Source organism: Sphingobium sp. CFD-2 (genome assembly GCF_024611135.1).
Classification (GTDB): domain Bacteria; phylum Pseudomonadota; class Alphaproteobacteria; order Sphingomonadales; family Sphingomonadaceae; genus Sphingobium; species Sphingobium fuliginis.
Genome location: NZ_CP084405.1, coordinates 3,668,618 through 3,686,969, shown reverse-complemented (window position 1 = coordinate 3,686,969; position 18,352 = coordinate 3,668,618). Strand labels below are relative to the sequence as shown.

22 protein-coding genes are annotated in these 18,352 nt (G+C 65.9%); 4 read left to right on the top strand and 18 right to left on the bottom strand.

Going from position 1 to position 18,352, the window contains the following annotated elements:
* Positions 1–154: 154 nt before the first annotated feature.
* Positions 155–1,363, bottom strand: a complete 1,209-nt coding sequence (locus LDB29_RS18275; RefSeq protein WP_257555228.1) for a UbiH/UbiF/VisC/COQ6 family ubiquinone biosynthesis hydroxylase — start codon at positions 1,361–1,363, stop codon at positions 155–157.
* Positions 1,364–1,545: 182 nt separating this feature from the next.
* Positions 1,546–2,637, bottom strand: a complete 1,092-nt coding sequence (locus tag LDB29_RS18270) for a branched-chain amino acid aminotransferase (RefSeq protein WP_048576953.1) — start codon at positions 2,635–2,637, stop codon at positions 1,546–1,548.
* A 153-nt stretch (positions 2,638–2,790) separates the two neighbouring features.
* Here LDB29_RS18270 and LDB29_RS18265 point away from each other — a divergent pair, with 153 nt between their 5' ends.
* Together LDB29_RS18265 and LDB29_RS18260 are read left to right on the top strand one after the other, a co-directional pair.
* On the top strand, positions 2,791–3,807 hold the full coding sequence (locus LDB29_RS18265; protein WP_257555226.1) for a low specificity L-threonine aldolase: 1,017 nt from the start codon (positions 2,791–2,793) through the stop codon (positions 3,805–3,807).
* A complete protein-coding gene (locus tag LDB29_RS18260) occupies positions 3,804–4,694 on the top strand; it encodes a DMT family transporter (protein WP_257555224.1) in 891 nt (296 codons plus the stop codon). The genes LDB29_RS18265 and LDB29_RS18260 overlap by 4 nt, the downstream gene beginning before the upstream one ends.
* On the opposite strand, the gene LDB29_RS18255 is transcribed toward LDB29_RS18260, so the two are convergent.
* The 12 genes from LDB29_RS18255 to LDB29_RS18200 all read right to left on the bottom strand — a co-directional run bounded on the left by LDB29_RS18255 (position 4,691) and on the right by LDB29_RS18200 (position 13,328).
* A complete protein-coding gene (locus LDB29_RS18255; protein ID WP_173664347.1) occupies positions 4,691–4,846 on the bottom strand; it encodes a hypothetical protein in 156 nt (51 codons plus the stop codon). The two genes, LDB29_RS18260 and LDB29_RS18255, sit on opposite strands and share 4 nt — an antisense overlap.
* A gap of 90 nt (positions 4,847–4,936) precedes the next feature.
* Positions 4,937–5,734: an SDR family NAD(P)-dependent oxidoreductase gene (locus tag LDB29_RS18250; protein ID WP_257555220.1), complete on the bottom strand. Its 798-nt coding sequence runs from the start codon at positions 5,732–5,734 to the stop codon at positions 4,937–4,939.
* A gap of 14 nt (positions 5,735–5,748) precedes the next feature.
* Positions 5,749–6,111 carry an iron-sulfur cluster assembly accessory protein gene (locus LDB29_RS18245; protein WP_044660406.1) on the bottom strand — a complete coding sequence of 121 codons (363 nt, stop codon included), beginning with the start codon at positions 6,109–6,111 and terminating at the stop codon, positions 5,749–5,751.
* 44 nt (positions 6,112–6,155) lie between these two features.
* The gene (locus tag LDB29_RS18240) at positions 6,156–6,605 is read right to left on the bottom strand and encodes an SUF system Fe-S cluster assembly protein (protein ID WP_025549777.1); all 450 of its coding nucleotides are present in this window, start codon (positions 6,603–6,605) and stop codon (positions 6,156–6,158) included.
* The gene (locus LDB29_RS18235; protein WP_257555218.1) at positions 6,602–7,822 is read right to left on the bottom strand and encodes a cysteine desulfurase; all 1,221 of its coding nucleotides are present in this window, start codon (positions 7,820–7,822) and stop codon (positions 6,602–6,604) included. Before LDB29_RS18235 ends, LDB29_RS18240 begins: the two co-directional genes overlap by 4 nt.
* The gene (locus LDB29_RS18230) at positions 7,819–8,571 is read right to left on the bottom strand and encodes a SufD family Fe-S cluster assembly protein (RefSeq protein ID WP_048576941.1); all 753 of its coding nucleotides are present in this window, start codon (positions 8,569–8,571) and stop codon (positions 7,819–7,821) included. Before LDB29_RS18230 ends, LDB29_RS18235 begins: the two co-directional genes overlap by 4 nt.
* Before the next feature lie 145 nt (positions 8,572–8,716).
* Positions 8,717–9,463 (bottom strand): Fe-S cluster assembly ATPase SufC, encoded by a 747-nt coding sequence (gene sufC / locus LDB29_RS18225; protein WP_257555215.1) that lies wholly within the window; start codon positions 9,461–9,463, stop codon positions 8,717–8,719.
* A 3-nt stretch (positions 9,464–9,466) separates the two neighbouring features.
* Complete coding sequence (locus tag LDB29_RS18220; protein ID WP_257555213.1) at positions 9,467–9,922, bottom strand: hypothetical protein; 456 nt, start codon at positions 9,920–9,922, stop codon at positions 9,467–9,469.
* The gene (locus LDB29_RS18215; protein WP_257555211.1) at positions 9,919–10,314 is read right to left on the bottom strand and encodes an endonuclease domain-containing protein; all 396 of its coding nucleotides are present in this window, start codon (positions 10,312–10,314) and stop codon (positions 9,919–9,921) included. The genes LDB29_RS18220 and LDB29_RS18215 overlap by 4 nt, the downstream gene beginning before the upstream one ends.
* A gap of 98 nt (positions 10,315–10,412) precedes the next feature.
* Positions 10,413–11,897, bottom strand: coding sequence for a Fe-S cluster assembly protein SufB (sufB, locus tag LDB29_RS18210; RefSeq protein WP_257555209.1), 1,485 nt, complete (start codon positions 11,895–11,897; stop codon positions 10,413–10,415).
* Positions 11,894–12,391: an Rrf2 family transcriptional regulator gene (locus LDB29_RS18205; RefSeq protein ID WP_025549783.1), complete on the bottom strand. Its 498-nt coding sequence runs from the start codon at positions 12,389–12,391 to the stop codon at positions 11,894–11,896. Before LDB29_RS18205 ends, sufB begins: the two co-directional genes overlap by 4 nt.
* A 106-nt stretch (positions 12,392–12,497) precedes the next feature.
* Positions 12,498–13,328 (bottom strand): AraC family transcriptional regulator, encoded by an 831-nt coding sequence (locus LDB29_RS18200; RefSeq protein ID WP_061935017.1) that lies wholly within the window; start codon positions 13,326–13,328, stop codon positions 12,498–12,500.
* 464 nt (positions 13,329–13,792) lie between these two features.
* Between LDB29_RS18200 and LDB29_RS18195 the strand changes: the two genes are divergently transcribed.
* Positions 13,793–14,830, top strand: a complete 1,038-nt coding sequence (locus LDB29_RS18195) for a quinone-dependent dihydroorotate dehydrogenase (RefSeq protein WP_048576952.1) — start codon at positions 13,793–13,795, stop codon at positions 14,828–14,830.
* 48 nt (positions 14,831–14,878) lie between these two features.
* A complete protein-coding gene (gene ggt / locus LDB29_RS18190) occupies positions 14,879–16,579 on the top strand; it encodes a gamma-glutamyltransferase (protein ID WP_257555205.1) in 1,701 nt (566 codons plus the stop codon).
* Positions 16,580–16,630: 51 nt separating this feature from the next.
* Here ggt and LDB29_RS18185 read toward each other — a convergent pair whose 3' ends face one another.
* The 4 genes from LDB29_RS18185 to LDB29_RS18170 all read right to left on the bottom strand — a co-directional run bounded on the left by LDB29_RS18185 (position 16,631) and on the right by LDB29_RS18170 (position 18,340).
* Positions 16,631–17,125 carry a hypothetical protein gene (locus tag LDB29_RS18185; RefSeq protein WP_257555203.1) on the bottom strand — a complete coding sequence of 165 codons (495 nt, stop codon included), beginning with the start codon at positions 17,123–17,125 and terminating at the stop codon, positions 16,631–16,633.
* Between the two features lie 69 nt (positions 17,126–17,194).
* Positions 17,195–17,623 (bottom strand): SufE family protein, encoded by a 429-nt coding sequence (locus tag LDB29_RS18180; RefSeq protein WP_025549788.1) that lies wholly within the window; start codon positions 17,621–17,623, stop codon positions 17,195–17,197.
* Positions 17,624–17,826: 203 nt separating this feature from the next.
* On the bottom strand, positions 17,827–18,060 hold the full coding sequence (locus tag LDB29_RS18175) for a hypothetical protein (RefSeq protein WP_025549789.1): 234 nt from the start codon (positions 18,058–18,060) through the stop codon (positions 17,827–17,829).
* 28 nt (positions 18,061–18,088) lie between these two features.
* A complete protein-coding gene (locus tag LDB29_RS18170) occupies positions 18,089–18,340 on the bottom strand; it encodes a hypothetical protein (RefSeq protein ID WP_025549790.1) in 252 nt (83 codons plus the stop codon).
* Positions 18,341–18,352: the final 12 nt, after the last annotated feature.

The window sequence follows — 18,352 nt, the reverse complement described above, 5'->3', positions numbered from 1 at the left end:
CCCGCAGGCGGGAGGGGGCTAGGGGGTGGGCTGGCGCGACATCAGCGTGAGTTTTCAACGGCTAAGCTGGAAGCTCGCTGCGCTCGCACCCACCCCTAACCCCTCCCGCCTGCGGGAGGGGAATGTCTTGGATTGGCCAGAAACAGCCTCATAGCTACACCATCTCGCCCGTCAGCAGGCGCGGCAGCGCGCCGGATTGTCCCCGCGCCTCCGCCATGAAACGGTTCTTGAGCAGCGACGTGCGCTGCACCGCCGCCAGCCCGGCGCGGCGGACCAGCGAGGGAATGCGCCCCGGCACGTCGAACAGCCGGACCAGCCCGTCCATCGCCACGCTGGTCATCATCGCGTCCAGGCCCCGCCAGCGCTGATAGCGGGCGAGCAATTGCGCGTCGCCCGGATCGAGGCCGAGCCGCATGCCCTCCACCAGCACCTCCACCAGCGCGGCGACATCACGGAAGCCGAGGTTCAGGCCCTGCCCCGCAATCGGGTGGATCGCATGGGCGCTGTCGCCCACCAGCGCGAGCCGCGTGTCGGTGATCCGCGCCGCATGGTGGAACCCAAGCGGATAGCTGGAGCGGGGTCCGGCCAGCGCGATCTCGCCCAGGAAGCCGCCCATGCGCTTCTGCGCCTCCGCCAGCCAGGCCCGTTCGGACAGCTTGAGCATGGCGGGAGCCTGCTCGGTCGGCACGGTCCAGACGATGGCCGAACGGGTGCCCGGCAGCATCGGCAGCAGCGCGAAGGGGCCGCCGGGATAGAATATCTCATAGGCCGTGTTGGCGTGCGGCACGGCATGGTCGATGGCCGTCACCATCGCGACATGCTTGTAGTTCCAGCGCGTGGTGCGGATACCCGCCGCCTCCCGGGTCGGGCTGTTGCGGCCCTCCGCCGCGACCAGCAGCGCGCCGTGGAGGGTTTCGCCGCTGGCCAGGGTCAGCGTCACGCCGTCGGCGTTGCGGTCGACATGCAGCGCCCGGTCGGGCTGGAAGCGGGTGAGATTGTCCGCCTTTTCCGCCGTTTGCGCCAGGGCGACGCGCAGGTCGCGATTGGGGAACATGATCCCCATCACGCCGTCATCCGCGTCCGGCGCGAAGTCGAGCGCGCCCGGCTCCAGCCCGTCGCTGACCCAGATGCGGTCGATGGGGCAACCCTTGCCGTCCAGATGATCGGCCACGCCTATAGCCGACAGCATGGCGAAACTGGTGGAACTGATGGCCGACACACGGCCGTCGAAACCGGCGGCGGTGATCTCCACCGGATTGGCGGGATCGATCACGGCGCAGCGCACGCCATGGCCGGAAAGCGCGATGCCAAGGGTCAGGCCGACCAGGCCACCGCCCAAAATGACGACGTCGAAGCGTTGCATGGCGGGGGTTCTAGGCGCTTGGACCAGGAATGGGAAGGGCGACAAAACGCCTCCCCTCTCCTCCGTTCGCCCTGAGCTTGTCGACCCGAAGGGCGGCGATAGCCAACGACTCCACTTTCTTTGAAGAAAAGTGAAGGGCTTCGACAGGCTCAGCCCGAACGGAGGAGGGGTATGTTGATCCGTTACAGCTTCCGCACCCAGTTGGCCGGATCGGCCACCGTGCCGCGCTGGATGCCGGTGAGGTCGGCACGCAGCGCTTCCGTCACGATGCCGCCGTCGCCATTGCCGATGGTGAAGTCGCCATCGACGCTCTTGACCGTGCCGATGGCCGTCACGACCGCCGCCGTGCCGCAGGCGAAGGCCTCCCGCAGCTTGCCGCTGGCGGCGTCGGCGCGCCACTGGGCGAAGCTGTAGGGTTCCTCCCGCACCTCATGCCCCTTGGCGCGGGCGAGCGAGAGGATGCTGTTGCGGGTGATGCCCGGCAGGATCGTGCCGGACAGCGGCGGGGTGACGATGGACCCGTCGTCCATCACGAAGAAGACGTTCATGCCGCCCAGTTCCTCGACCCACTTGTTCTCGGCGGCATCGAGGAAGACGACCTGGTCGCAGCCATGCTGGATCGCTTCCTTCTGCGCCACCAGCGAGGCGGCGTAATTGCCGCCGCATTTCGCAGCGCCAGTGCCGCCGCGCGCCGCGCGGGTGAAATGTTCCGACACCCAGAGCGTGACCGCCTTCTTCCCGCCCTTGAAATAGGCGCCGGCGGGCGAGGCGATGACGCAGAAAATATATTCGTTCGCCGGGCGCACGCCCAAGAAGGTCTCGCTCGCGAACATGAAGGGGCGCAGGTACAGGCTGCCCTCCCCGCCCGGAATCCAGTCGGCGTCGATCTTCACCAGTTCCTCGACCGCCTCCAGGAAGAGCTCTTCCGGCAAAGCGGGCATGGCCATGCGCTCGGCCGACTCAGCGAAGCGGCGCGCATTTTCCTCCGGCCGGAACATGGCGATGCTGCCGTCCTCCAGACGATAGGCCTTCATCCCTTCGAAAATTTCCTGCGCATAGTGCAGCACGGCACAGGCCGGATCGAGCTGGAAGGGTTCGCGGGGGCCGATGGCGTGGCTGTGCCAGCCCTGCCCCTCCGTATAGCGAATCGTCACCATATGGTCGGTGAAGAGCTTCCCGAAGCCGGGGTCCGCCAGCAATACCGCGCGCTGGTCAGCCGACACAGCCTTGCTGCTGCGGGTGACGGTGAAGCGCGATGTCTGCTGGACGTCCATGACGAAAAACTCCTTTGGGTTGGACGCGCCGCCTATGTCACAGATGGGCGCGCGAAACAAACGGTCAATATTGCTGACCCATGTAGCCGCCCATAGCCGATCCGATGGGGGTGGCATCTTGGCGCTGGAGCGCGGCGGGGCTATCGCTGCGCCATGCACTTTTTTTCCGACAATGCGACGCCGGTCTGTCCGGAGGTGATGGCGGCCATCGCAGCCGCCGACCATGCCGACCATGGCTATGACGGCGATGGCTGGAGCGCCCGGCTGAACGGCGCCTTTTCCGACCTGTTCGGGACGCAGGCGGTGGCGCTGTGGATCGCGACGGGCACGGCGGCGAACAGCATCGCGCTGGCCTGCCTCTGCCCGCCCTATGGCGGGGTGATCTGCCATGAGGAGGCGCATATCGTCGTCGACGAATGCGGCGCGCCCGGCTTCTACACCCATGGGGCGAGCCTGATGGCGCTGCCCGGCGCGGGCGCGAAACTGTCGCCCGATGCCGTGACCGAGCGGCTGAAGGCGATCCGCCCCGATGTGCATCAGGTGCCCGCGCGGGCGATCAGCATCACCCAGGCGACCGAATATGGGCTGGCCTATAGTCCCGAGGAGGTGGCGGCGCTGGGTGCTCTGGCGCGGGAATATGGGCTGGGTTTCCACATGGACGGGGCGCGCTTCGCCAATGCGGTGGCGCATCTGGGCTGCCATCCGGGCGATGTGACCTGGCGGGCGGGCGTCGACATACTCTCCTTCGGCTGCGTCAAAAATGGCGGGATGATCGGGGAGGCTCTGGTCTTTTTCGGGGACCGGGCGGAGGCGCGGGCGGCCGAAGCGGCGCGTTGGCGCAAGCGGGCGGGGCATCTCTTCTCCAAGGGGCGCTATCTCGCGGCGCAGGCGCTGGCGATGGTCGAGGGCGACCTCTGGCTGCGCAATGCGCGGGCGGCCAATGCGGCGGCCCGGGCGCTGGTGGAGGGCGCGGCGGGTCGGCTGATGCATCCGGTCGAGGCCAATGAGCTGTTCGTGCGGCTCACCGAAGCGGAAAGGACGCAGTTGCGGGCGCAGGGCTTCGATTTCTACGATTGGGGCGCGGATGCGGCGCGGCTCGTCACCAACTGGTCGCAGGATGCCGCCAGCGTGCAGCCTCTGGACGATGCGCTGAGGGCGTTGAAGGGATGAGGCAAGGCAAGGGCGTCGTCCTGCCCTTCATCCTCGTCACGCTGATCTGGAGTTCGACCTGGATCGTCATCCGCGACCAGTTGGGCAGCGTGCCGCCAAGCTGGTCGGTCTGCTACCGCTTCCTGCTGGCCGGGGTGGCGATGGCGGTCTTCGCCCGGCTGCGCGGCGTGCCGCTCAGCATCGGCGGCAGGGGGCTGGTCTTTGCGGGCCTGCTGGGCGTGGCGCAGTTCGTGATGAATTTCAACTTCGTCTATCGCGCCGAGCATTATCTGACGTCCGGCGTGGTGGCGGTGGTCTATGCGATGCTGCTGATCCCCAACAGCGTCCTTGCCTTCCTCTTCTTCCGCCAGCCGGTGAGCCGGGCTTTCATCGCCGGATCGGTGGTGGCGGTGGCGGGGATCGCGCTGATGCTGGCGCATGAATATCGCGCCGCGAGCGTGCGGCCGGACATGGTGATTCTGGGAGCCGCTTTCTCCGTTGCGGGGCTGCTGAGCGCGTCCGCCGCCAATGTCATGCAGGGGATGGAGATCGCCCGGCGGCTGCCGATGGTGGCGGTGCTGGCCTGGGCGATGCTGATCGGCGCGGGGGTGGATGCGCTGTTCGCCTGGATTACGACCGGGCCGCCGGTGATCGAGGCGCGATGGAGCTATCTGGCGGGAATCGCCTGGCTGGGGCTGGCCGGATCGGTCGTGACCTTTCCGCTGTATTTCCGGCTGATCCAGAGCATGGGCGCGGGGCGCGCCGCCTATACCAGCGTGCTGATCCCGGTGATCGCGATGCTGATCTCCACGCTGGTGGAGGGCTATCGCTGGACGGCGCTGGCGGGTGCGGGCGCGCTGCTGGCGATAATCGGGATGGTCGTGGCGTTGCGGACCAAGCAGGCTTAGCGGCGGACGCCCGGTTGGTATAGCCGCTTCGCCGCGTTCACCCGGTCGATCAGGCTGGCGAGCGGGACTGGCGCGGATGCGGCGCGTTCGGGCAGGGACAGGCTGTTGATGCGCTGGCCAAGGGCGGTGAAGGCGTGATCGAAGCGGTCCATCTCTTTAGTCCCTGAAAGCTGACGGGACAGCCATCGGGCCAGGATGGTTAAGAAGGCGTTAGCGATGACCGGGCTTTGCGGCGGAGCGAGTCACAGGCAGGCGCGCAACCCTTGGCGATAGGTGGGATAGCGAGGCGACCAGCCCAGCAGCCGCTTGGCCCGCCCATTCGCGACCCGGCGGTTTTCGGCGTAGAAGGACCGGGCCATGGGGGTGAGCTGGGCTTCCTCCAGCGTCAATAGCGGCGGCAGCGGTTGGCCAAGCAGGGCGCAGGCTTCCTCGATCAGCCGGTTCTGCGCGCAGGGCAGGTCGTCCGAAAGATTGTAGATGCCTGGCGGTCCCTGATGAATCGACGCGACGATGCCCGCGCCGATATCGTCGACATGGGCCCGGCTGAACACCTGATCGGGCAGATCGATGCGATGCGCCCGCCCTTCCCGCACGCGATCCAGCACCGAGCGGCCGGGGCCGTAGATACCGGGCAGGCGGAAACGCCGCACATCGGGGCGAAGCGCCCCCCAGTCGGCGTCGGCCTGCGCCCGTGCGGCACGGCGACCCTGACGGAGAGGGGTGGCTTCATCGACCCATGCGCCCGCCGCATCGCCATAGACTCCGGTGGAGGAGAGATAGCCTGTCCAGATCGCGGGCGCGGCGGCGATGGCCGCGCCATAGCGGCTGAGGACGGGGTCGGCATCTCCCTCCGGCGGAACGGACGAGAGGATATGGCTGGCCTGCGCGATGGCGGCGCGGACGGCGTCTTCATCATCGAAGGCGAGCGATTCGGCATCGGCGGTGCGGCGGACGCCGGTGACGTGCCAGCCTTCTTCACGAAGGCGGACAGCCAGGCGGGAAGCGGTGTAGCCCTGCCCCAGAATGAGCATATGGGGCATGAAACACTATTCCCTCAGACCGTGAAGCTCTCGCCGCAGCCGCAACTGCCCTTGGCATTGGGGTTGTTGAAGACGAAACCGGCGGTGAAGTCGTCCTCCACCCAGTCCATCGTCGACCCGACCAGATAGAGCACCGACGCGCCGTCGATGTAGAAGGCGCCGCCGGGGGTCTCGATCTTCTCGTCGAACTTCGCTTCCTCGCTCACATAGTCGACCGAATAGGCAAGGCCCGAACAGCCACGGCGCGGGGTCGAGAGCTTGACGCCGATCGTGCCTTCGGGAGCCTGGCTCATTAGGTCGGCGATGCGCTGCTCCGCGCTCGGCGTCAGGATGACGGCGGCGGGGCGGGCTCGGGTCTTGGTCGTCGTTTCGGTCATTTCCGTTCCTTCTTCCCTCCTCCCGCCTGCGGGAGGGGAGAGTGTTACAACATCCCCAGTTCGAGCTTAGCCTCGTCCGACATTTTCTGCGGGTCCCATGGCGGGTCCCAGACCAGGTTGACCTGCGCGTCGCCCACGCCGGGCACCGCGCCGACGCGCAGTTCGACTTCGCCCGGCATGGACTCGGCGACCGGGCAGTGCGGCGTGGTCAGCGTCATGGTGACGACGGCATGGCCGTCCTCCGTCACGTCGACGCCGTAGACGAGGCCCAGATCATAGATATTGACCGGAATTTCCGGGTCGTAGATTTCCTTGAGCGCATCGATGATCGCGTCATAGAGGCTGCCGCCCGGCTCGCCCTTCGGCGTTTCCGTCGGCTTGGCGTTCAGGAAACCGTCCAGATAGTCACGCTGGCGCGGTTCTTCCACGCGCGCCTTGGGTGGGGTCTCCACCGCCGCGACCTCTTCCACCAAAATCTTGCGTTCCTCGGTCATCCGAAGATCTTCCTCACTCGTTCAATCCCTTTGACCAGCGCGTCCACGTCGCCCTCGTCGCTATAGATGCCGAAGCTGGCCCGCGCGGTCGCCTCGACGCCCAGATGGCGCATCAGCGGCTGCGCGCAATGATGCCCCGCCCTGATGGCCACGCCCGTTTCGTCCAATATGGTGCCGACATCGTGCGGATGAACCCCCTCGACCTCGAAAGAGAGGATTCCCGCGCTGTCCTGCGGCCCGAAGACGCGGACGCTGTTGAGGCTTTCCAGCGCGGCCCGCGCTTTGCCGACCAAAGCGCATTCATGGGCGTGGATCGCGTCGAGCCCGATGGCCTGCACATAGTCGATCGCCGCCGACAGGCCGACGACGCCCGTGATATGCGGCGTGCCCGCTTCGAACCGCGTCGGCGCAGGGGCATAGGTGGTTTTTTCGAACGTCACCTTGTCGATCATCGACCCGCCCCCCTGATAGGGCGGCATGGCGTCCAGCAGTTCCTTCCGCCCCCAGAGCGCGCCGATGCCGGTCGGCCCGTAGAGCTTGTGCGCGGAAAAGACGTAGAAGTCGCAGTCCAGCGCCTGCACGTCGACGGCGAGGCGCGGCACGGCCTGACAGCCATCGATCAGGATTTTCGCGCCGACGCTGTGCGCGATGTCGGCGGCGCGGCGGACGTCGAGCACGCTGCCCAGCACGTTCGACACATGGGCCAGCGCAACCATCCTGTGCGCCGGGGTGATCATCGCGGCCATGGCGTCGAGGTCGATCCTGCCGTCCGCCGTCAGCGGCACCACGTCGATCTGCGCGCCGACTTTCTCGGCCACGATCTGCCAGGGGACGATATTGCTGTGATGTTCCAGCATCGAGAGCAGGATGCGGTCGCCGGCTTTGAGCTGCGTCCCCGCCCAGCTTTGCGCGACGAGGTTGATGCCCTCGGTCGCGCCGCGGACATAGACGATCTCGCTGTCCGACTGCGCGCCGATGAAGCTGGCGACCTTCCGCCGCGCCGCTTCATAAGCGAGCGTCATATTGGCGGAACGCTCATAGACGCCGCGATGGACGGTGGCGTAATCCGGCCCATAGGCGCGGGCGATGGCGTCGATCACCGCATGGGGCTTCTGCGCGGTGGCGGCGCTGTCGAGATAATGCCAGTTGCCCCCCTCACTATTCAAAAGACCGGGGAAGTCGTCGCGCAATCGCAGCGCCTGGGCGAGGTCGCTCATACCAGTGCCTCCAGCTTGGCGAGGGCGGCGGCCTCAAGGCTGTCCTTGACCGCTTCATCCGCCACATCGTCGAACACGCCCGCGACGAAGGCCTTCAGCAGCAGCGTCTTGGCCGTCGCCGGGTCCATGCCGCGGCTGGCCATGTAGAACAGCGCCTGCCTGTCCAGTTCGCCTACGGTCGCGCCATGGGCGCATTTCACATCGTCGGCGTAGATTTCCAGCTCCGGCTTGGCATTGGCCGTGGCGGTGCGGTCCAGCAGCATGGCCTTGACCGACTGGAAGGCGTCGGTGCGCTGCGCGTCGCGAGCGACGTTGATGCTGCCCAGATAGCTGCCGGTGGCGCGTTGGCCCAGGATGGAGCGGATGGTCTGGCCGCTGGTCGAGTCCGGCTCCGCATGGGTGACGGCGGTGACGATCTCCAGCACCTGATCGCTGCCGCCGATGATGGCGCCGTTCAGTTCGAAATGGCTGCCCTTGCCCAGGGTGACGGCGAAGGTCACGCGGCCCAGTTTCCCACCGATATTGAGGACATGGAAATCGCAGCGCGCGCCGTCCGCGATGTCGATGACATAATCATGCACTGCGGCCGCGCCGTCGGCTGCGTCCTGCAACAGATGGTGGCGCGCGCTTTCCCCGGCGGCGACATCAATCCGCGTCGGCGCGGGGGTCGGCCAGATGGCGGCCAGCGCGTCGAGGTCGCTGTAGCGCCATTCCTCAGCCTTGCGCGTGGGAAGGGTGAGCGCGTTCATTCGATATACCCGTTCGGGCTGTCCGAGCGAGCCACTTGTCTCGCTCGAATGTCGAAGCCCAGTCCTTTCTTCGAGGAAAAATAAGGCCGTTGGCTATTGCCGCCCTCCGGGTCGACAGGCTCAGGGCGAACGGAACCCGGAAGCATCATGCCGCAACCACCTCGGCATAGCCTTCGCGCTCCAGTTCCAGCGCCAGTTCGGGACCGCCCGATTTCACGATCCGTCCCGCCGCCAGCACATGCACGAAGTCCGGCTTCACATAGTCGAGCAGGCGCTGATAATGGGTGATGAGCAGCACCGCCTTGTCGGGCCTGCGCATGATGGCGTTGATGCCCGCGCCCACGATCTTGAGCGCGTCGATGTCCAGGCCGGAGTCGGTCTCGTCCAGTATCGCCAGCCTGGGGTCGAGAATGCCCATCTGCACCATTTCGGCCCGCTTCTTCTCGCCGCCCGAAAAGCCGACATTCACCGGGCGCTTCAGCATCTCCATGTCGAGGCCCAGCAGAGCCGCCTTTTCCTTGGCGAGCTTGATGAACTCGCCGCCCGACAGCGGTTCCTCGCCCCGCGCCTTGCGCTGCGAATTGAGGCTCTCGCGCAGGAATTGCAGGTTGGAGACGCCCGGAATCTCGACCGGATACTGGAAACCGAGGAACAGGCCAGCGGCGGCGCGCTCATGCGGTTCCATCTCGAACAGGTCCGCGCCCTCGAAGCTCGCGGTGCCGCCGGTGACCTCATAATGGGGCCGGCCGCCCAGCGTATAGGCCAGCGTCGACTTGCCCGCGCCGTTCGGTCCCATGATCGCGTGGATTTCGCCCGCCTTGATGGAGAGCGACAGGCCTTTCAGGATCGCCTTGCCGTCGATTTCGTTGGTGAGATTGTCGATCGTCAGCATCTTTTATCCCTTATGCGCGCGCTGGATCGTCCGCGCGGTCCAGAAGGCCATGTCCCGCACATCGCCCGGCGCGGGGAACAGCGTGTCGATATGGCGCTTGATGGGCATATAGGGCCACCAATCGGCGCCGGGTTCGGGCGCGCCCTTTTCCAGCACGCCGGTCACGAACTCCGTCACCGGACCCATGCGGACGAGATTGGGGGCCTTGGCCTTGTGGAAGGCCTTGTCGGTCCTGAGGCGCTCGGTAAAGGCGGCGTCGCCCTTGTCCAGCGCGGCGCGGCATTCGGCCTGATAGGCGTCGAGGTCGCCGAAATCCTTGGCCGCGCGGGCCTGAAGCTCGCCCTCTTCCAGCTCATAATCTTCGGTCAGGATGCGGATCGCGGCGGTCCATGCCTGGCCGTTGCCGACATCCTCCGCGAAATCGGCAAGGGCGTCCTGAATATCGTCTTCGTCGCTCAAGAGTCCTGGTCCTCTAAAAGCCCCTCCCCTTCAGGGGAGGGGTTGGGGTGGGGGTTCGCCCAACGATCCGGCGCCTGTTGGAGCGCGCTAAGGATGGTTTCGCAAACCCCATCGACATTGTGCATCACCTCCTGATCGGCAATACGGATGATGCGGTAGCCCAATGCGTTCAGCGTCGCATCGCGCGCCTTGTCCTCTTCTGCCCTATGCGTATCGCCGTCGACTTCGACGATTAGCGCCTTTTGCGGGCAGAGGAAGTCGACTATGAAGGGACCGATCACGGACTGACGGCGGAATTTATAGCCGCCGAGCTGCGAGCGGGAGAGTTTTGCCCAGAGGCGCTTTTCCGGTTCTGTCGGCTCGCGGCGCATTTCGTGGGCGAAGCCTGCCAATTGAGCGAGGCGACCAGCGGAGAGCCCCCACCCCCGGCCCCTCCGCTGAAGGGGAGGGGAGTTTAGACGGCTTGCCTGATCGAGAGGCGTCAACTCCCTCAACCGACCGACCCCTCCAGCGAAATGCCCAGCAGCTTCTGCGCCTCGACGGCGAACTCCATCGGGAGCTGTTGCAGCACCTCGCGCGCGAAGCCGTTGACGATCAGGCTGACCGCCGCTTCCTGATCCAGCCCGCGCTGCATCGCGTAGAACAACTGGTCGTCGCTGATCTTGCTGGTGGTCGCCTCATGCTCGATCTGCGCCGAGGGGTTGCGCACCTCGATATAGGGCACGGTATGCGCGCCGCACTGGTCGCCCAGCAGCAGGCTGTCGCACTGGGTGAAGTTGCGCACGCCCTCCGCGCCCGGCGCGACGCGCACCAGCCCGCGATAGGTGTTGTTGGACCGCCCGGCGCTGATCCCCTTGGACACGATGGTCGAACGCGACCCCTTGCCATTGTGGATCATCTTGGTGCCGGTGTCGGCCTGCTGCAGATTGTTGGTCAGCGCCACCGAGTAGAATTCGCCAACGCTGTTCTCGCCGTTCAGCACGCAGCTTGGATATTTCCAGGTGATCGCGGAGCCGGTTTCCACCTGGGTCCAGCTCACCTTGCTGTTGCGGCCCTGGCAAAGCGCCCGCTTGGTCACGAAATTATAGATGCCGCCCTTGCCATTCTCGTCGCCGGGGTACCAGTTCTGGACGGTTGAATATTTGATCTCCGCATCGTCCAGCGCGACCAGTTCCACGACCGCCGCATGAAGCTGATTCTCGTCGCGCATCGGCGCGGTGCAGCCTTCGAGATAGGAGACGTAGCTCCCCTCGTCCGCGACGATCAGCGTGCGTTCGAACTGGCCCGTATTCTCCGCATTGATGCGGAAATAGGTGGAAAGCTCCATCGGGCAGCGCACGCCCTTGGGGATGTAGACGAAGGTGCCGTCGGAGAAGACCGCGCAGTTGAGCGTCGCGAAATAATTGTCGTGCATCGGCACGACCTTGCCCAGCCACTTCTTCACAAGGTCCGGATATTCGCGCACCGCCTCGCTGATCGAGCGGAAGATGACGCCCGCTTCCTCCAACTCCTTGCGGAAGGTGGTGGCGACCGAGACGCTGTCGAACACCGCGTCGACGGCGACCTTGCGGCTGCCCTTCACCCCGGCGAGCACTTCCTGTTCGGCAATGGGGATGCCCAGCTTCTCATAGGTGGCGCGGATTTCCGGATCGAGTTCGTCCAGCGACTCCAGCTCCGCCTTCTTCCTGGGCTCGGCGTAATAATAGGCGTCCTGATAGTCGATCGGCGGGATGTTGAGCTTGGCCCAGTCCGGCGCTTCCATCTGCCGCCACATGGCGAACGCCTTCAGCCGCCATTCCAGCAGCCATTCGGGCTCCTGCTTCTTGGCGGAGATGAAGCGGACCGTGTCCTCGTTCAGCCCTTTGGGCGCGAAGTCCTGCTCGATGGCGGAGGACCAGCCATGTTCGTAGGTGGAGGCGCGATCGGCGGCCTCCTGCGCTTCGAGGTTGCGAACGGTGGTGGCTTCTTCGGTCATAGCGTCTGCTCTGCAACTCGTTTCTCGACTTCGCCCGAAACGAACGGAGGCGGGGTGACTTCTCTGGCGAGGCTGGCGATGGTGACGGCGGCGAGCGCCGACCGGATCGCATTGTTCGCCACATTCATGTGCGGACGGACGCGGCAGTCCTGCTCCAGCGAGCAGTCATGCGCGCCCATTTCGGTGCAGGCGGTCATGGCGATGGGGCCTTCCACCGCCTCCACCACATCGGCGAGGGTGATCGCGGCGGGCGGGCGGCTGAGGCGCACGCCGCCGCCGGTCCCCCGGCTCGATTCGAGCAGTCCGGCAGCCGACAGGCGGCTCACCAGCTTCTGCGCGGTGGGCAGGGGAATGCCGGTTTCGGCGGAGAGCGTGGTCGCGTTCATCTTCACATATTTATTGGTCGCAGGGTCAAGCCCAGCGCCCGCTCCGCAATGGCGGGCGGCGGCGGACATCAGCACCACGGCATAATCTGCGAAACTCGAAAGCCTCATGACCCTGCGTCTTGCGAACCATTCTCAAATCGGATCGAATCAATCCGATTGCGCATGTGGTCCCGCCCGCGCGCGGAATCAAGGCATTTTTGCTTGGGAGGAAGGCTTAGCTGAAACGGTTGATCACGGCCACGTCTCCGCCCAGCGAGCGGCGCAGCAGGGTGAGTTGCGCCACGGCGCTGGGTTCGGTCTGCAACTGATGCGGGGTCAGGCCGATGAAATGCTTGATCTCCCGAATGAAATGCGACTGGTCGTAGAAACGCCCGTCGTCGCACAGCGCCTGCCAGCTTTCATGATCCAGCGCGATTCGCGCGCTGCATCGAAGCGCCCGATATTTGCGCGCCAGCAGCTTGGGCGGGCAGCCATAATATTTGTTGGTGAGCCGGGCGAGCTGGCGCGGCGAGAGGCCGGTGATGTCGGCCAGCGTCTCGATCCTCGGGGAGCCTTCCCCCATCAGCCAGCCGTCCACCGCCTCCAGCAGCCGCCATGTCGATTCCGGCAACGGGACCAGCCTTTCCGACAGGAAGGACCAGCAAAGCGCCGCCATCCCCTCCGCATCGTCGGTGGCGCGGAGCCGGTCGAGCAAATCGCGGTAGCCGCCAAGATGCGCCATTTCCTGCACGCGATCCGTGAGCGTGCTGGCATCCCCCCCATGCAGGGCGATCCATCCCGCCGGCAGCAGCGAAATGCCGACCACCCGGCCCGGCCCCGTCAGTTCGAAGCGGGTCGCGCCCATGGTCGGACCCAAAAGGCAGACTTCGGGCGTCGGCAATATCGTTCCGTCGTGGAAATGATAATTGCCGCTATTGTCCAGCATGAAGCGAAGTTGCGGTACGTCGGCGCGTGTCACATCCGAATAATGTTCGGCCGTTTCGGTAAAGATATAAAGCGAACCGAAATAGGCGTTGAGTTGTTCGGGCGGCGCGAAATAGCGCAACCGCACCGGTCCCTGTGCCGCGTCGACGGTATAGGACAGCGACGCATGACCATCTCTTGCCGTGATATTCGACGCCCCCCCGGGCGCCCCGCCTTTATGCGACCGCATATTTCACCCCAGCACGCAATATGCGCCATCGGGGTGAAGGTGCAAGGGCTATGCTTGACGGGATGCCACTTTCCGTCTTGTCCGGAGACGATGAACGGGGGTTCCCGTAAAAACGACCCGGCGGTTTTCACCGCCGGGTCAGGAAAAGGTCTCGTCAGCCATATGGCCTAGAGCCTTCGGGTCGCAGGACTCTCTTACGTCCGAATCGGGGAAATTTTATTGGATGGATCGGACATCGGCCGGACCAAAACGGGACGAATCCGCGGAATCTTGTTAAGAAATGCCGTTCCTTCCTTACTGTTGCCGCGTTGCAACAGCGACTCGACGCCGGGCGTCCGCGCTGGCATAGCGCGGCCATGTCGTACCGCCTGATCCGCCCCCTGTTTTTCGCTCTGGACGCCGAGCGCGCCCATCATCTGTCCATCAAGATGCTGCGCCTGATGCCGGTGCCGCCTGCGCTGGAACCCGATTCGATGCTGGCGCAGACCGTGGCGGGCATCGCCTTTCCCAATCCGGTGGGCCTGGCAGCGGGTTATGACAAGGAAGGACTGGTCGCGCACAAGATGCACGGGCTGGGCTTCGGCTTTGCCGAGTTGGGGACGCTGACCCCCCTGCCCCAGCAGGGCAATCCCCTGCCCCGGCTGTTCCGCCTGGCGGAGGATCGGGCGGTGATCAACCGCATGGGCTTCAACAATGGCGGCCAGGCGGCGGCGGCGGAACGGATCGCCAAGCGCAGGCGGCCGGGCGGCCCCGTCATCGGCATCAACATCGGCGCGAACAAGGACGCGGCCGACCGGATCGCGGACTATGCCACCGGCGTCACCTGCATGGCCCCGCTGGCCGATTATCTGACGGTCAATATCTCCTCCCCCAACACGCCGGGATTGCGCGCGCTTCAGGACCGGGCGGCGTTGGACCAGTTGCTGGGCGCGGTCATGGCGGCGCGGGGGGCGAATCGGACGCCGGTCTTCCTGAAGGTGGCCCCGGACCTGGAGCCCGCCGATGTGGAGGATATTGCCGCCGCCTGCATCGACCACAGGATCGACGCGCTGATCGTGTCCAACACCACCATTTCCCGGCCGTCGCTACAGTCTCCGCTGGCGGGGGAGGCTGGCGGTTTGTCCGGCGCGCCGCTGCACGATCTGGCGCTGCAAAGGCTGCGCGACTTCCGCCGGGCGCTGGGCACGCGGCTGCCGCTGATCGGCGTGGGCGGGATTGCCACGGCGGACCAGGCCTATGCCCGCATCCGGGCGGGGGCCAGCCTGATCCAGCTCTACAGCGCGCTGGTCTATGAGGGGCCTTATCTCGCCCGGCGGATCAATGCCGGGATCAAGGCGCTGATGGCGCGCGACGGCGTGGGGAATATCAGCGAGATAGTGGGTATCGACGCCTGATCCGTCCTATGGGTTGCGAACCGCAACGCAGCGACTAGGGTGCCGGACATGACTTTTCGCCTTTCCGGCCTGCTGGCTGCCTTCACCCTTCATGCCCTTTCCCCCTCTCCGCTCGCCGCGCGGGAGCCGGTCGCGGTCAACGCCACCGTGTCCGCCGCCGATCCCCGGGCGGCGGAGGCGGGGCAGGAAATATTGCGCAAGGGCGGCAGCGCCACCGACGCCGCCATCGCCATGATGCTGACGCTGAACGTCGTGGAGCCGCATAATAGCGGCATCGGCGGCGGCGGCTTCCTGATGCATCATGATGGGCGGACCGGCGTGCTGGAATCGATCGACGGGCGGGAGACGGCTCCCGCGGCGGCGCGGCCCGACCGTTTCATGGGGGCGGACGGCCAGCCCCTCTCCTTCCGCGAAGCCTGGCCGGGCGGCTATTCCGTCGGCGTGCCCGGCAATGTCCGCCTTGCCTGGGACGCGCATCGCAAATGGGGCAAGCTGCCCTGGGCCGAGCTGTTCCAGCCCGCCATCCGCTTTGCCGAACAGGGATTCGAGGTGCGCCAGCGGCTCGACACGGCGATGAAAGCGGTTGCCCCGGTCTGGGCCGATTTTCCGGAAATCCAGAAATATTTCTGGATCGACGGCAAGCCGGCGCCGATGGGCACGATCCTCAAGAATCCGCCGCTTGCCGCGCTGTTCAAGCGGATCTCGGCGGAGGGACCGGATGCCTTCTATCGGGGCGACAATGCTCGGATGATGGCCGAAACCGTCACCAACGCGCCGAAAAACCCGGTGCCGATGACGGAGGCCGACCTCGCCGCCTATCGGGCGAAGCCGCGCAAGCCCGTCTGCGGCCCCTATCGCGCCTATACGGTCTGCGGCATGGGGCCCGCCTCGGCGGGCGGCATCACCGTCCTTCAGGTGCTGGGCATGGTGGAGCGATTCCCGCTGGCGCAATGGGGCAAGGACGATCCCCGGTCCTGGCATGTCATCGGGGAGGCGATGCGGCTCGCCTATGCCGACCGGGACACCTGGCTGGGCGACCCGGAATTCGTGTCCGTGCCCATCGCGGGGCTGATCGATCCCGGCTATCTGAAGCAGCGTTCGGCGCTGATCGGCATGGGCAGGGCGCTGAACGACTATCGCCCCGGCACGCCGCCGGGCGCGGAGAAGCGCACCGCCGCCCGGCCCCAGCCGGAATCGGGCACCAGCCATTTCGTCGCGGTGGACCGCAATGGCGATATTGCCGCCTGGACCTCCACCATAGAGAGCTTCTTCGGCAGCCAGCTCGTCGCCAATGGCGTGATCCTGAACAATGAACTGACCGATTTCAGCTTCACCCCCGAAAAAGAGGGCGCGCCGGTCGCCAACCGGGTCGAGCCGGGCAAGCGGCCGCTGTCGTCCATGTCGCCCACCATCGTCTATGATGCGGCGGGAACCCCGGTCTTCACCATCGGGGCGGCGGGCGGCAGGACCATCATCATGCAGGTCGCCAAGGCGCTGATCGCGCATTTCGACTGGGGGATGTCGGCGCAGGATTCGATCGCCCTGGGATTCCTGTTCTTCGACCGGGACGGTCTGGTCGTGGAACAGGGCACGTCGCTGGAGGGCATGAAGGCGCCGTTGGAGAAGCTGGGGCACAAGGTATCAGTCAGCCGCTTCGGCCTGAAGGCCAATGCGGCGGAGCGGACGGCGGACGGCCATTGGGTCGGCGGCGCCGATCCGCGCAGCCCGGGCGTGTCGTTGCAGGAGTGACGCCCTTCGGCGCACCCTGTTCGCGCGCGGGAGCATGGTGCTCCGGGCAGGCTACCCCTTCAAATCCAGGCCGGCGACGTTGAACTGGAAGGGGAAGACCTTGTCCTTCGGCCCGACCACCAGGTTCACCTTGATCGTCCGGCTGTCCTTGATCGCGTCATAGGCCCCGGCGGCGGGCAGGACTTCGATACCGTCCTTGTTCTCGGTCATGCGGCCCTTCCATTCACGGGTCTTGCCGTCTTCCGTGACCGCCGTGACCTTGCAGTCCGACAGGTCGCAGGTGAAGGGCGCGCCGACCAGCTTGACCGTCACATCCGCCCCGCCCTCCTGCATGGGCTGGACCAGCAGCACGCCGAAGGTGTCGGCCGCGGTCATGGTCTGGACCGCATTGGCGCTGCCGATATAGGCGACCTTGGGCTTTCCGCCCTCGCCGCCCTCATATTTCCAGACCTGCCCGATCTGGTCGCGCTGCGTCGGTCCCTTGTCCTCGGAGGATGAGCAGGCCGCGATCAGCCCCAGGGCGGCAAGCACCGCTATCGATCGCATCGCGTTTCTCCTTCTGTCCGTTTCGATGTCGGAAGGAGAACGCATGGCCCCTGCGGGGTTTCCCTCCGCTCAGCTATAGCGGGCTGCGGTTTCCCGGATCAGCGCGATCATGTTGGGAATGCCCTGCGTCCGATTGGAACTCAACTGGTTGCGCAGGTCGAACGGCGCCAGCGCGCCTTCGATGTCCGTGGCGGCGATGGCCGCGGGCGGCTGGTCCTGCACGGTGAGGAGAACGAGCGCGATGATCCCCTTGGTGATCGCCGCATTGCTGTCCGCCAGGAAGTGGAGCCGTCCCCCGCCGGCAGAACCGGCGTCGATCACGGTCGGATAGACCCAGACCGCCGCCGAGCAGCCCCGGACCAGCGTGGCGTCGGTCTTGAGCGCGTCGGGCATCGGCTCCAGCGCCTTGCCCAAATCGATCAGCAGGCGATAGCGGTCGTCGGCATCGAGAAATTCATATTCTTCGACCAGATCGGCAAGGACGGGCAATTGGGTCATGGCCGCCCATATAGGGGTAAAATCGGGCGGGGGAAGGCGGTTTCCGCTGCTGCTCCGTCCCCCTTGAGGCAGGTTGGAGGGACAGACGGAGCAAGCCGGTTGGCCTGTCCGGCAAGGATGGAAGCGACTGCGCCGCCATCACGCCCGCCCCCTGCCCCCGCCCCCTGCCCACCCCCCTTCGCGGGAGGGGGAGCATCGGATTTTCAGAGGTCCACGCCCGCGGCGATCGCTTCCAGCTTGCGGATGCGTTCCTTGAGGTCGGCCACTTCGATCCGCGTCGCGGTGGAGGGTGGTGCTGCCTCGTCCGTTCCGCGGGCGAGTTCCGCGCGCTTGAGGTCCAGCCAGCCATTCCATCCCCGCAGGGCGGTGGCGGCGACGATGGCGAGTCCGGTCAGACCCGCGACCGCCAATGTCAAAGTGATGAGGGGGTCCTGCATATCGTCCTCCCTGTGATGGTGGGCCGCGTCAGTCGCGATCCCGGAGCTTGTCGAATTCGCGGTCCAGCGCGGTGCTGCTGTCCGTGGCCAGCCGTTCCAGCACGGCGACCCGGTCCTTCAGCGCCTTCACCTCCGCACGGAGCCGTTCGGCTTCAGGATCGGGTCCGCGCTGGACCAGTTCCTCACCCTTGTGGCGGCGGACGATGCCATATTTGGCGCGAACGACGCTGGCGATTGCCGCTATGGCGACGATGGCGACGACCATTTCGAACGGATTCATGACTTTTTTCCC